The organism is Agarivorans gilvus (assembly GCF_001420915.1).
Classification (GTDB): Bacteria; Pseudomonadota; Gammaproteobacteria; order Enterobacterales; family Celerinatantimonadaceae; genus Agarivorans; species Agarivorans gilvus.
Window position 1 is genome coordinate 514215 of sequence record NZ_CP013021.1, and the last position, 14239, is coordinate 528453.

Here is a 14239-nt window from a genome sequence, read left to right on the forward strand (position 1 = left end):
ATGTAGTAGTCGAGAGATTTTGTTTTTAAAGTTATTACCAATGATCAAGATCAACCGAAGCGTAAAAAGTAAATTTGATCGACCAAAAATGCTCCATAAATCACAGCAAAAAATTGCTTGCTTTTCCACATACAACTCACGGTTGTTATAGCGCCCACAAACGAGGATAATAGCGCTTTGTTTCGCTGCGTCTTAATTCAATGACTGAATATTTTTTGTTATTAATCAGTACCGTGTTGGTAAACAACTTTGTCTTGGTCAAGTTCCTTGGCTTATGCCCTTTTATGGGAGTATCAAGTAAGGTTGAAACAGCCATCGGTATGGCTTTGGCTACTACTTTTGTGTTGACTCTAGCCTCAATGTGCTCCTATTTAGTCGAGCAATACATCTTGGTTCCGCTAGAAATCGAATACTTGCGTACCATGAGCTTTATTTTGGTGATTGCAGTAGTGGTACAGTTCACCGAGATGTTTGTCCAAAAAGCCAGCCCGGCACTGCATCGGGTACTGGGTATCTACCTACCCCTGATCACTTCAAACTGTGCAGTATTGGGCGTGGCCTTACTCAACGTAAACGAGCAACACGATCTTTTCCAATCGATCATCTACGGTTTTGGCGCAGCTGCAGGTTTTTCTTTGGTGCTTATTCTGTTCTCGGCTATGCGCGAGCGGTTAGTGGTTGCCGACATTCCAGTGCCATTTAAAGGCGCCGCGATCGCCATGATCACCGCCGGTTTAATGTCTTTAGCCTTCGTTGGTTTCACCGGATTAATTAAGTAGTATATCAAGTATGTTAGAAGCCTTAATTGCAATTACTTTACTCGCGCTGGTATTTGGTGGGATCTTAGGTTACGCCGCCATCAAATATAAAGTTGAAGGCAACCCCATTGCCGACCAAGTAGAGTCCTTACTGCCACAAACCCAGTGTGGGCAATGTGGCCACCCCGGCTGCAGACCTTACGCAGAAGCCATCGCCAACGGCGAAGCGATTAACAAATGTCCTCCCGGTGGCGAAGAAACCGTCGCTAAGATCGCCGATTTACTCGGCGTTGAAGCCATTCCGCTCGATGCGGCAGCAGTTAAAGAAGACGACCGTAAAAAAGTTGCTTTTATCGTTGAAGAGGCCTGCATTGGTTGCACTAAATGTATTCAGGCTTGCCCAGTGGATGCCATCATGGGGGCCAACAAACACATGCACACGGTGATCAGTAAAGAATGTACTGGCTGTGAGCTTTGTGTGGCGCCCTGCCCAACCGATTGTATTGAAATGCGGCCGGTACCCGTTACCACCAAAAACTGGGATTGGAAATTGAACCAAATCGACGTTTCAATTATTGAGGCCGACAAATAATGCTGGCTTGGTTAGACAAAATTAAACAAGGCTTCACTTGGAGCTATCAAGGTGGTGTGCATCCAGCAACCCACAAACAAAATATTAACTGTGGCAAGCCAAAAACCTTGGCACCGCCGCGTCACGTCGTTATTCCAGTACAGCAGCACATTGGTAGCGCTGGAAAGCTCGTCGTAGAGCCTGGTCAACGAGTAAAAAAAGGCCAAGCCCTAACTCAATCGCAGTTTTTTCAAGCCCCACCTGTCCATGCTTCGCTGGCGGGCACTATCGTTGCCATCGAACCTAGGGTCTCTGCACATCCCTCGGCCCTGCCCGAGCTAAGTGTGGTTATTGAAGTAGACCAACAGCAACAAGATTGTGCTTACCTAAAGCCGTTAACTGAACAGGAACTCACCCCCGAGCTTATCTGCCAGCGAGTACATCAAGCAGGTATCACTGGCATGGGCGGCGCAGGCTTTCCCACCGCCTTAAAAATCACACCTAACAAAGAGCTGGATGTATTAATCATTAATGGTGCGGAGTGTGAGCCCTATATCACCGCAGACGACTGCTTAATGCGCAATTATGCCGAAGAGCTGCTACGTGGCGTTTCCTTACTGCAAACAGCACTACAGCCCAAATTAACCATTATCGCGGTGGAAGATGATAAGCCAGAGGCTTTAAAAGCCCTGCGTGAAGCCAGTGATGAAACGGTAATAGTGCGAAACATTCCCACCAAATACCCTTCTGGCGGTGAGAAACAGCTGATTCAAATTCTCACTGGCAAGGAAGTTGGCGCAAAACAACTACCGATAGATATGGGCATTTTAGTGCATAACGTGGGTACCGCTTATGCGATACACCGCGCGGTAGACCATGGCGAGCCACTTATCTCGCGCATTGTGACCTTAGCAGGCGAGCGACTAAGTCAAGCCGCCAACTATTGGATGAGTATTGGCACCAGTGTTGCCGACATCATTGATGAGCAAGCCGCCCACGCCTCTGAAGGCCCAGTCATTATGGGCGGTTCGATGATGGGCTTTATGTTGCCCAGCACTCAAGCGCCGGTGATAAAAACCACCAACTGTTTAATCTTAAATAAGCCCCAGCCAACGGTTCAAGAGTCACCTTGTATTCGCTGTGGCGAGTGTGCCCAAGCCTGCCCGATGGGATTATTGCCCCAACAACTCTATTGGTTTGCGAAGGGCGACGAGCTAAATAAGGCGCGTGAATACAAAATCATGGATTGTATTGAGTGCGGCGCTTGTGCCTTTGTCTGTCCTAGTAATATTTCCTTGGTTGAGTATTACCGCACCGCTAAAGCGAAAATTAAGAGCGAGGATCAGGCCAAACAAGAAGCGGAACTGGCGAAACAGCGTTTTGATGCTCGCCAAGCACGCTTAGAAAAAGACAAGGCCGAGCGTAAAGCCAAACATCAAGAGGCGGCTTTGCGTCGTCAAAGCCAAGCTCAAGCTAGTAGTGAAGCTGATAAACCCGACCCAGTAGCAGCTGCACTTGCCCGCGTTAAACAAGCCAAGCAGGCAGCGCCAGCCGCTAAACAAACAGATAGCGGCGAATGGGTACCCGATAATCAAGAGGCAATTGCCGCAAGAGAAGCGCGCAAAGCACAACGGCGAGCCAAACTAGCCGCAGAGGACCAAGGCCCAAGCGACGAAGCAGCGTCTAGCTCAAGTAACCCTGCGGTGGCTGCTGCCATAGCCCGCGCCAAAGCCAAAAAAGCGCAGGCTGAACAAGAGCCAAGCGCTAGCGAAACTAAGCCAGCGGGTTCTAGTAACCCTGCGGTGGCTGCTGCCATTGCTCGTGCCAAAGCTAAAAAAGCGCAGGCCGAGCAAGAACCAAGCGCTAGCGAAACTAAGCCTGCGAGTTCTAGTAACCCTGCGGTGGCTGCTGCCATAGCCCGCGCCAAAGCTAAAAAAGCGCAGGCCGAGCAAGCTGCTGAGGCAAGTGCAGCGCAAGATAAAGCCGCAGAGCTAGCAGAACAGACGCCAAAGCGGCCTAATTCCGCTGCAGTTAGTGCAGCTATCGCCAAGGCCAAAGCGAAAAAGGCAGAGCAAGAGCAAAGTGCGGATCTAGAGCCAAAGGTAAAGCCAGAAGATACACCTAAAAAGCCTAAATCGGCAGCGGTAGCAGCCGCTATTGCCAAGGCTAAAGCTAAAAAGGCGCAAGCTGAGCAAGCCACCAGCGATGAACAAGATGCCAGCGAGAGTGCAAATTCCGGCAGCACAACAGAAGCGGCGCCTAAAAAAGCCAAGTCTGCCGCAGTCGCCGCGGCTATTGCCAAAGCCAAAGCAAAAAAAGCCGCAGAACAACAACGCCAAGAGAAGCCATTAGATGATCAATAAACCATTACAAAGCTCTCCCTTTGTAAGAAAACCCATTCAAACCAAAACCTTGATGTTTTGGGTAATCTTGTGTTTGTTGCCCGGGCTGGCGGTGCAAAGCTACTTCTTTGGCATTGGCACACTAAGCCAAGTATTACTGGCTGGTCTAACGGCAGTAATTGCAGAAGCCTTGGTGCTAATACTGCGTAAGCGGCCTATTTTCGCCACGCTGGCAGACAATAGCGCCCTAGTCACAGGTATGTTACTGGGGCTAGCCCTACCCGCTTACGCGCCGTGGTGGATAGCCGTAATTGGCACAAGCTTTGCCATTTTGGTGGTTAAGCACCTGTATGGCGGCTTAGGGCATAATATCTTTAATCCAGCCATGGCAGCCTACGTATTATTGCTAGTGTCGTTCCCGGTCACCATGACCAGCTGGATGCCGCCGCAAAGTTTATTAAGCGAAAGTTTATCGAGCCTAGACGGCCTAAACTTAATCTTCAGCGGTTTTACCATCGACGGCTTTAGCCTGAACCAAATTGCCAGTGTTGATGGGCACACCTTAGCGACTCCTTTAGATGAAATGAAAACCCAATTGTCTTTGGGTTACACCTCCAGTGAAATTAGCCAAAGCCCCACCTTTGGTTTTCTTGCGGGGGTTGGCTGGCAATGGATTAACCTTGCTTATTTAGCCGGAGGTTTAGCCTTGATCTACCTTAAGGTGATCCGCTGGCATATTCCGGTGGCTTTTTTAAGCACCTTATTATTGCTAAGTGTGGCAGCGGCCATCATTAGCCCCGACCATAATACGCCAGTATTAGTACAGCTATTTTCTGGTGCTACCATGTTGGGTGCGTTTTTCATTCTTACCGACCCGGTCAGCGCCGCTACCAGTAACCGCGGCCGCTTGATTTACGCCAGCTTAGTTGCGGTATTAGTATTTGTAATTAGAAACTACGGCGGTTACCCCGACGCGGTGGCATTTTCGGTACTACTCAGCAATATGGCGGTACCAATGATTGACCATTTCACTAAACCGCGTGTCTACGGTTACGGCGAGGGAAGTAAACATGACCAGTAAACGCCAGTCGATGATGTCTAATGCCAGCAAGCTGGCGCTGTTTGCTTTCGCCTGCACCTTGCTAGTGGTAATTGTGAATTTCTTTACCGAAGATAAGATTGCCGAGCAAATTCAGCGCCAGTTGGTAAAATCGACCAACGAAGTATTAAACCCTGAGTTAGCGGCTTCAAGCTATCAGCAGCAATGCTACGTCGCCGTAAATGAACCTTTGTTAGGTAATGCCAAGCAGCAAACGGTGCGAGTAATTAGCCAAAATCAGCAAGCCCAGGCCTTGGTTTATCAAACCACCGCGCCCGACGGTTATAGTGGCGCCATTCAACTATTGGTGGGTGTGAACAGTGACGGCAGCATTAGTGGCGTTCGCGTGGTACAACACAATGAAACACCCGGCCTAGGCGATAAAATCGAAACCCGAAAATCAGATTGGATATATCAATTTAACCAACAGCGCTTGGTAGCGGATGACGACTCTCGCTGGGCAGTGAAAAAAGACGGTGGCCAGTTTGATGCCTTCACTGGCGCTACCATTACCCCTCGAGCGGTAATTAAAGCGGTGAAAAACGTGTTGTTTTACCACAAGGCTAATCAGCAACAAATTATTCAATCGGCTAGCGATTGTTAAACAGGAAGCCAACATGAGTGAATATAAAAAACTGGCTTGGCAAGGCCTTTGGAAAAATAATCCCGGTTTAGTACAACTGCTAGGTTTATGCCCGTTGTTGGCCGTTACCTCTACCCTCACCAACGCCTTAGGCCTTGGTGTGGCAACGATGTTAGTCTTAATTGCTTCCAATACCACGGTATCGTTAATTCGCCAGTGGGTCGCTAAGGAAATTCGTATTCCGGTATTTGTAATGGTCATCGCCTCATTTGTAACCTGTATTCAACTACTGATGAATGCCTTTACTTACGGCTTGTACCAAAATCTCGGCATATTTATTCCGCTCATCGTGACCAACTGCATCATCATTGGACGCGCCGAAGCCTTTGCTGCGCGTAACGAAGTCAAACCCGCCGCCTTCGACGGCCTAATGATGGGGCTGGGCTTTACCATAGTACTTATGGTGGTAGGCGCAATTCGCGAACTCTTGGGTAACGGCAGCTTATTTTATGGCATAGAACTATTACTAGGCGACTGGGCGTCGTTTCTTTACATTCAGGTCGTGGATTTTAACGAACACTTTTTAGTGGCCATTCTGCCGCCGGGCGCATTTCTGGTGATGGGCTTCATCATCGCTATAAAAAACATCATCGACAACCGTGTGGCCAACAAGCAGCAGGCCGTTATCGTTAGCAATGCAGAAAACTCCCAAACACTATGAATAAAGAAAAACGTTTAGAAATTCTGACTCGCTTACGCGACAACAATCCGCACCCCACGACTGAGCTTAATTTTGCTAGCCCCTTTGAATTATTGGCAGCTGTATTATTGTCGGCTCAAGCCACCGATGTATCAGTAAACAAGGCCACCGATAAGTTGTTCCCGGTAGCCAATACGCCCGAAGCCATTTATGCCTTGGGTGTTGAAAAGCTAAAGGACTACATCAAAACCATTGGTTTGTTTAACTCCAAAGCCGAAAACCTAATTAAAACCTGTAAGATCCTTATCGAGCAGCACGGCGGCCAAGTACCGGAAAACCGTGAAGCGCTAGAAGCCCTGCCCGGCGTTGGCCGTAAAACCGCCAACGTAGTACTCAATACCGCCTTCGGCTGGCCCACCATTGCGGTTGATACCCATATTTTTAGGGTGAGTAACCGCACTAAATTTGCCATGGGCAAAAACGTGGATTTAGTAGAACAAAAGCTACTAAAGGTAGTGCCTAAAGAATTTAAGGTGGATGTACACCACTGGCTGATTCTACATGGCCGCTACACCTGTGTAGCACGCAAACCACGCTGTGGCTCCTGCATCATCGAAGACTTGTGTGAGTTCAACGAAAAAACCAGTGACTAGGTAACAAGCCGTTTTAGGGCAGATCTTCTGCCCTTTTCAACTATTTACCGTTCTGGGAGTCGCGGCTAGACAAGGTGTTAGGCTGAGTCTGTCTTAACACAGACCATCTATAATCAATCGCTGAATAGCACTGCAAGTTTCTTCAAAGAATTTTTTATTACTGAGATCTTTTCCGGTAATCGCTTTTATTTGTACGTTAAAGTCAGCGTAATGCTGAGTAGTGGACCAGATGAAAAAGATCAGCTGAACAGGATCAATAGGCTTAATTTTTTCCTGACTTATCCAACGCTCTATGACTTTAGATTTTTCATCGATGATGTTTTTTAACTCTCCCTTAAGATAGTTTTTAAGGATCGGCGCGCCTTGAATAATCTCAAGACAGAATAAGCGAGACGCTTCTGGTTGGTCTCGGGAGAGCTCTAACTTAAGGCGAATATAGTTCTCAAGCGCCGTCTTAGGCTCATCCACTTCATCAAAACCGGCTATCGGCGCTAACCAATCGTTTAAGATATTTTCCAGTATGGTCAGATATAGCGCTTCTTTAGATTTGAAGTAATAAAATAGATTAGTTTTAGAAATGTCGGCACTGCTAGCGATTTGCTCCATGGTTGTACCATGAAACCCAAATTGAGAAAAAACGGAAAGTGCCGTGTTTAAAATAAACTGCCTTTTATCGTCAAAGGTTTTACGTCTACGAGCGCCAGGTTGAGTACTCACACGAGTTTTCTTTAATGTTTCAACCTGAGTGCCTTTTAAAGAGATGCCAGCTTTAACCATCTGTAGTGCCACTTCCTTTTAATAACAAGATAATCTGCTGCCTAATAATATCGCGTTTAGCCAACCCTAAGTAAACGAGCATAATCGGAGCTCAGCATAGATAAAAGCTGTCATCGGATATGAACCCCTACCATGCGGGTTTTGCCACGGTAGGGTTCGTAGTTAGCTTACATTTAATATCAACCTCGATTGGCCTTTTCCCGCTTAATAAATTTCCCCCAACCCGCTTCACCAACAAAATCACCGTGATCGTAAACTAAGCGCCCTCGTGAATAGGTTTGGATGGGATAACCTTTTAATTGAATGCCTTCCCAGATGGTGTGGTCATAGTCGGAATGCATATTATCTACTGAAATTGTAAAGTCGATTTCAGGGTCATAAATAACAATGTCGGCATCTTTACCCACCGCGATACTGCCCTTATTCGCGCAACCAAAAATCTTAGCCGGATTGGTGGAACACAATTCAATCGCCTTGTTGAAAGAGATCTTTCCTTGATTGGCCGCCGACAGCATATAAGGATAGAGGTTCTCTACCCCTGCACAGCCATTGGGTATTTTGGTGAAATCATCTTTGCCCCAATCTTTTTCATTGGATTGAAATGGGCAGTGGTCGGTTGCGACTACATCAATGCCACCATTTTTGATTGCTTTCCACAGCGCGTCTTGGCTTTGCTGCGCCTTCATCGGTGGTGAGCAAACAAAGTTTCGGCCATCTTCGCGTTTATACACATCGCAAGTGAACTCTAAATATTGCGGACAGGTTTCAATGAAAATATCACTGTTATCCTTTTTCGCTTCAATCGCGGCCTCAAGCCCTTCTTCATCCGCCATATGCACCAAATACAGCGGTGCTTGAAAATGCTTGGCCCAATGCACAGCGCGTTTATCGGCTTCTGCTTCGACATATTCTGGACGGCTCAAATAGTGATACCAGGCTGAGGTTTTTCCTTCAGCTAAAAAGCGCTCAATATTGTAATCAATCAAGTCGGGATTTTCGGCATGCAGATTGATCATGGCTCCCACTTCTTTGGCTTTAAGCATCAATTGAACGAAGGTACCATCATCTACCATCATGCCTTCTTTTTTATAAACGAAGAAACACTTAAAGCTGCTGATCCCAGACTCCACCGCCGCAGCCATTTCTTCCAAAATAGCACCCTCGTTTAAGTCGGTGATAATGCAATGGTAGGCATAGTCGACACAGGCTTCTTGCTCGCAAATTGCTTTTTTAGAATCAATCACCTGCTGAATGCTCATGCCTTTGCGCTGCATCGGATAATCAAATACCGTAGTCACTCCGCCACAAGCAGCAGCCCGAGTGCCCGCCAAATAACTATCGGCTGAGGTGGTTCCACCAAATGGCATTGCCAAATGAGTATGAGCATCAATTGCCCCCGGTAACACCAACTTGCCGCTGGCATCCACCACCTTGGCGCCTTCTGCCGCTAGATCCACACCAACCGCAACGATTTTGCCATCGCGAATACCGACATCAGCTTTAACTGTGTCACTGGCCGTTACTACCGTACCGTTTTTAATAATTAAATCCACGTGAGCTCCTTGCCTTATTGGGCGTCTGCTTTTAATACTGCATTTAGTAGTACCGTTGCACCGGCGGTACACTGCTCGGGGATGAGTATTCCAACTCACAGTGCGATAGGCCGTCCTTTGACTGCACAAAAATCATCGTTGTTGGCATCATATAAGCGACAAACTGGGCATCGTGCCCGGCGCCGGAATGCACCATCTGATGCGACACGCCGGTTTCTTCGGCTGCGGATTTAACAAAACCCACTAAGCTTTCATCCCAATAAACCGTATCGCGATTCCACATTTTATCGACCTGGCAATCACAGCCAACCCATGTTTTATCGGCACAGGATTTAACAACGGCCAATACCTTGGCTAATACTTCCGCGCTTTCATGGCGTACATCAATACAAAAATCCACTTCATCGGGCACGCAAGTATGCACATTGGGATGACATTCAATTTCACCGGTGGTGTAGACCAAATCGGCATAACCCAATTTGTCGATTTCATCATGTAAGTAACAAATGGCCTGCGAAGCGGCATATAAGGCATCGCGACGTTTTGGCATAGGGAATGTGCCGGCATGTACGGTTTGTCCATAAAAGCGTAAGCGATAGTTAAACATGCCTAAAACACAATCCACTACCCCTATATCTTTGCCGGCATCTTCTAAGATAGGGCCTTGTTCGATGTGAATTTCAAACATGCATTGGTAATTATCGGGCGAGAGTCGCTTAGCCACCTCACCTTTAAAACCCGATGCATCAAGCGCCTGACCAAAGGTGGTTTGTTTATCCAGCACGCTCTTAGACTGCAGCATGTCTTCTAATTTAAATTTACCTTTCACATCTTGGGGTAAATAGTCATAACACACCACCCCCGATACCATCATCGCAGGCGGATAAAGAGAACCTTCCTCATTGGTCCAAATCATCGCAGTAAGCGGGTGTTTATGCGGAATATTTTGTTCAGCAACAGCCTCTAACACTTCCATTGCAGACAATACACCCAAAATACCGTCGTAATTACCGCCATTTTTAACTGAATCAGAGTGAGAGCCCATCACGATGCGCTTAGCATTCGCATCGCTGCCAGCAAGGGTTGCATAGACATTAGCCACATCATCAATTTCGATGATCGCGCCAATCGCCTCCATTCTTTTGATAAATTCGTTTCTTGCCAGCACGTCCTCGGGAGACAGCGTATAGCGGGTAATGCCGCCATGGCCAGCATCACCAAATTGGCTAAAAGTGGTGATTTTATCGGTCATTCTTTCTAAGCTACATTGATACATATTTATACCTCTAATTCCTTTGATAAAATTCCGTCAGTCAAAGCAAACTCACCGTTACTGATAATCTGTTGCCAGGTTTTCACCGAATCGCTAACCGACACATCTTTCATTGAAATGCAGTCGCGCGGGCACACCAGCGAGCACAAATTGCAGCCCTTACACTTATCGGTATTAATCACCGGAATGGGGTCACCGCTTTTGGCTTTCCTATCTGAAATGTCTATTGATTGATAAGCGCCATCATTACAGGCGGTATAACACTTGCCGCAACCGGTGCACCTTTTCTCATTAATGGAAGCCACCACCTTGTAGTTCATATCCAACTCGCCCCAATCTTTATATTGAGCCAAGGCCTTACCGCGCAGCTCATTCACGCTGCTCATACCTTTGGAATCAAGATATTTTGAAAGGCCTGAAATCATCCCTTCTACAATGCCAAAGCCGTGGTGCATCACCGCAGTACACACCTGAACCGAGGTACTGCCCAAGGCAATAAATTCGGCGCAATCCTTCCAGTTATTTATTCCGCCAATACCAGACACCGGTAAGTTAAACCAATCTGTTCGACCCAGTGAGGCCAACATATGCAGCGCTATTGGTTTCACCGCAGTCCCACAATAGCCACCATTGGTTGCGCCATTTCGCCCTTTGGGATAGGGAATGAAATCTTCTAGGTCCACGCCAATAATTGACTTAATGGTATTAATTAGGGCCACGCCATCGGCTTGACCATCGACTGCGACGCGTCCTTGATCACGAATGTCCGCCACATTGGGGGTAAACTTCATCAGTACTGGCAAGCTGGTGGCTTCCCTTACCCAGTGCATGATTTCTGCCGCTACTTCAGGCTCTTGGCCAATGGCCGAACCCAAACCTCGTTCGCACATGCCATGAGGACAACTAAAATTAAGCTCAAATCCATCTACGCCGGTATCTTCCACACGGCGGATCAGTTCGATCCACTCGGCTTGAGTACCCGCCATAATCGAGGCAATCAGCGCATTGTCAGGGTAGAGCTTCTTAACTTCGGCCATCTCTTTAAGGTTGATACTTAAGCCGCGGTCAGATATGAGTTCTATATTATTCAAACCTATAATCTTACCCTTGCCACCTTTCAAAGCGGCATAGCGGCTATGTAAATTTTTAACCGGATTACCCACGGTCTTCCAAACCGCTCCCCCCCATCCTGCATCAAAGGCCCGCATGATTTGCCCACCGGTATTGGTGGGAGGTGCCGATGCCAACCAAAACGGGTTAGGACTTTTAATGCCGCTGAAGTCGATTTCTAAATTCGCCATATGTTTCTGGTCCCTATAATTTGAACGATAAATTCCTTTTGGTTTTAATTAATTCAGCTAGCGTTCCTTTGCTATAAACACAGTGCTTAAAATGAAATTCCAGCCATTACAAACTTAATATAAACACACTAATTAACTCATTCTGACGATATGTTTCGTTATAAAAAACTAGAGCTTGTTTAATGCATGTTGCACAGCAAAGAAAAAATATCATTCAAAATGTTATTGGAATGTTTTTTATTCTAAGCTGATGAATCATATAGACATTTAATACCCATTACATAAAAGCATTAAATATACCAAATGAAAAAGTAACCATTTATCAATATCTTAAATCAAACCAAATAATCTCATATGGACCAATTGGTCTATATTGGTGCTGGTTATTTTATATACGCACCAAAATTGTGGGTATTAAGGCTAACTAAGCTAGGGATTAAATGTAAATTTAATGTAACTTAAGCTCACTCGGCTTAGGACTTGGCTGTGAATAATTTATGATTGATTCGTCATCACCTTTTAAGAGCGCATTGTTAGTAGGTAATTAAAGGCTCCTAAAATAGGCTCGATTCCTCAAAAAATAGCAATACACTCCAGCTTACTTAGCGAGCTACACAGAAAGCAATTAAGGTGAATACAATAGGAGTTAAAAGACAACAATTAGTACTAATTGCCCATTCCCAACTATATGTATAAACAACCACAATCTAAGTATATGTATCTGTTATTTAGATAATATTTACAGATAACCAGTCTGCTTGTGGCTTATACCAAAGCTATTTTGCTTCGCTGGAGAATTTGATTTGTAGACGATTGGGTAATCAATAGTGAGTATCTGGCTAGATAAAAAACCAACCACTTGGCAAAGTAGTTACTGTTGAATTCGAGCTGAGCCACCTAATCTGCCAGCCACTTGGGCAACTGATAACTATTTTAGCTTCGGCGCGGCCACCTTAACACGCCAGGGCTACGCTATCTCACTGATTAGACTCAATAAGACAAGTCAGCGTGACCAAACGCTAGAAAATGTAAAACGTCGAGATGTATTCAAAATGACAACGGCTGGCGCAACGATTCTTGGCTTAAGCTCTTTTGTAGCTAGCAAGGCTATGGCGGACTCAAGTATAGCTCCTAGCACTGAACGCAGCACAACCCAAAGAGTTGATGATTATCCCTAGTGCTAACTAAACCGAATTGTGTGAGCAAGTGGGTATCATCCCCTTTGATAAGCTAAGCCGCTCTTTAAAGAACACCTAGCTTAAACCCAGACCGACAAAGCCACTCATTAAGTGGCTTTTTTCGGATGAGAGACAAACTAAATAGCTGCTCTCTGGATTAGCCTAAATCTACAAACCCTAGCGAATGTAAAACAAGGAAAACACTGACACTTTTTCTGGTAACAAGCTATAAGCTGCCCGAGATAGAGATAATAAAAATGTTTATATTAATGTGACATAAATCAAATTTACTTGACTTCCACAGCCGTCCAGTCTCAAATAATAGAAGGTGCTCACAGGGAATCAGTGAAATGCAACGCCTAGAAGTCTCAATACTACTCCGTGCTTTTTCTATTTTCGCTATTGTGGCAAGCCATTTTGGTTTCATAGCGCTTACTGGTGGTGCTTTTTACCTTATAGCGCTTTCCGGTTACAATTTTGTCCGTTTCACCCTTCCAAAATTTGGTTTTTCTGCAGACAAGCCTGAAAGCGTAGACGGGATTGGCTTTTTACAAAAATACTTCCGCTTCGTTATAAAAATTATTGTACCAACTTGCCTCTACATGATTCTTCTTTACACTGTTTTCGGCGAATTTCATTGGTTTGGTCTGTTCTTGATGGGCAATTGGTTAGGCCCTAATTACGCCCATGGCTTCAGTTACTGGTTTTTAGACGTGCTTATTCAGATTTATGTTCTTTTTGCATGCCTGCTAATCATTAAGCCCGTGCGTTGGCAATTAACCCTTGCCCCCTATCGCTTCTTTGCAGTTGCAACGGTCATTTCTGTGCTTGTGCGGTTTCTGTTCCTATCACAATTTGACACTAGTGCTTTAATGGATCGCCTACCACATTTGATGTTCTATATGTTCGTACTTGGTGCCCTTATCTCTCTCAGCAAAACTACAACACAGAAATGGCTAACTACTGGGATACTTACTTTGGTGTGTTTATATGATTTGCTCCATGATTTTGGGGGCAATGTAACTGTAATGTACTTTGGCTTGCTAGCAACCTTATGGGTGCCAGCGATTCCATTTCCAAAGTTACTTGCTCTTCCAATCACCACTATCGCAATGTCATCACTGTTTATTTATCTCTGCCATTTTCAAGCTCGTAGTCTTGTCCAAAAGATACTGCATGACCCTAGCCCAGCAATATGTACTTTTTTTTGCCTTAATCGTTGGGATAATTGCAAGCGAATTATGGAAACGTCGACATCGGCTATTTAATAACGTCAAAGCCCGTGTATTTACCAGAGTCAAAGCGTAACAGCGGGCGATACTTTTACATCACAACCAATGCTATTTGCTGCGAAAAGGCCTAGTTACCTGAAAGCCAAACCGACAAAGCCACTCATTGAGTGGCTTCTTATTCTTAATGAATCGCCCTACTTAAAGACGCCAGATAGTTGT

The 14239-nt window shown here is 45.8% G+C and carries 12 protein-coding genes; 8 read left to right on the top strand and 4 right to left on the bottom strand.

The window, feature by feature from the left end; genetic code table 11:
- Positions 1-200 precede the first annotated feature (200 nt).
- The 7 genes from rsxA to nth are packed head-to-tail and all read left to right on the top strand — an operon-like array spanning position 201 to position 6706.
- Positions 201-779: an electron transport complex subunit RsxA gene (gene rsxA / locus AR383_RS02460; RefSeq protein ID WP_055731699.1), complete on the top strand. Its 579-nt coding sequence runs from the start codon at positions 201-203 to the stop codon at positions 777-779.
- Position 780: 1 nt separating this feature from the next.
- Entirely contained in the window at positions 781-1350 is a 570-nt protein-coding gene (gene rsxB, locus AR383_RS02465; RefSeq protein ID WP_083481471.1) for an electron transport complex subunit RsxB, read from the top strand.
- Positions 1350-3692: an electron transport complex subunit RsxC gene (rsxC, locus tag AR383_RS02470; protein WP_055731701.1), complete on the top strand. Its 2343-nt coding sequence runs from the start codon at positions 1350-1352 to the stop codon at positions 3690-3692. The genes rsxB and rsxC overlap by 1 nt, the downstream gene beginning before the upstream one ends.
- Positions 3682-4752, top strand: coding sequence for an electron transport complex subunit RsxD (rsxD, locus tag AR383_RS02475; RefSeq protein WP_055731702.1), 1071 nt, complete (start codon positions 3682-3684; stop codon positions 4750-4752). Before rsxC ends, rsxD begins: the two co-directional genes overlap by 11 nt.
- A complete protein-coding gene (gene rsxG, locus AR383_RS02480) occupies positions 4742-5374 on the top strand; it encodes an electron transport complex subunit RsxG (protein WP_083481472.1) in 633 nt (210 codons plus the stop codon). The genes rsxD and rsxG overlap by 11 nt, the downstream gene beginning before the upstream one ends.
- A 13-nt stretch (positions 5375-5387) precedes the next feature.
- Positions 5388-6074, top strand: coding sequence for an electron transport complex subunit E (locus AR383_RS02485; protein WP_055731703.1), 687 nt, complete (start codon positions 5388-5390; stop codon positions 6072-6074).
- Positions 6071-6706 carry an endonuclease III gene (gene nth / locus AR383_RS02490; RefSeq protein WP_055731704.1) on the top strand — a complete coding sequence of 212 codons (636 nt, stop codon included), beginning with the start codon at positions 6071-6073 and terminating at the stop codon, positions 6704-6706. The genes AR383_RS02485 and nth overlap by 4 nt, the downstream gene beginning before the upstream one ends.
- Before the next feature lie 93 nt (positions 6707-6799).
- Here the strand turns inward: nth and rutR are convergent, their stop codons facing one another.
- The 4 genes from rutR to preA form a co-directional block, all read right to left on the bottom strand.
- Entirely contained in the window at positions 6800-7483 is a 684-nt protein-coding gene (gene rutR, locus AR383_RS02495) for an HTH-type transcriptional regulator RutR (protein ID WP_055731705.1), read from the bottom strand.
- Between the two features lie 179 nt (positions 7484-7662).
- On the bottom strand, positions 7663-9135 hold the full coding sequence (hydA, locus tag AR383_RS02500; protein WP_335338381.1) for a dihydropyrimidinase: 1473 nt from the start codon (positions 9133-9135) through the stop codon (positions 7663-7665).
- Complete coding sequence (locus AR383_RS02505; RefSeq protein ID WP_198150202.1) at positions 9080-10312, bottom strand: Zn-dependent hydrolase; 1233 nt, start codon at positions 10310-10312, stop codon at positions 9080-9082. The genes hydA and AR383_RS02505 overlap by 56 nt, the downstream gene beginning before the upstream one ends.
- A gap of 2 nt (positions 10313-10314) precedes the next feature.
- Positions 10315-11610: an NAD-dependent dihydropyrimidine dehydrogenase subunit PreA gene (gene preA / locus AR383_RS02510; protein WP_055731707.1), complete on the bottom strand. Its 1296-nt coding sequence runs from the start codon at positions 11608-11610 to the stop codon at positions 10315-10317.
- Positions 11611-13138: 1528 nt separating this feature from the next.
- On the opposite strand from preA, the gene AR383_RS02515 reads away from it, so the two are divergent.
- Positions 13139-14056 carry a hypothetical protein gene (locus AR383_RS02515; RefSeq protein WP_055731708.1) on the top strand — a complete coding sequence of 306 codons (918 nt, stop codon included), beginning with the start codon at positions 13139-13141 and terminating at the stop codon, positions 14054-14056.
- Positions 14057-14239 lie beyond the last annotated feature (183 nt).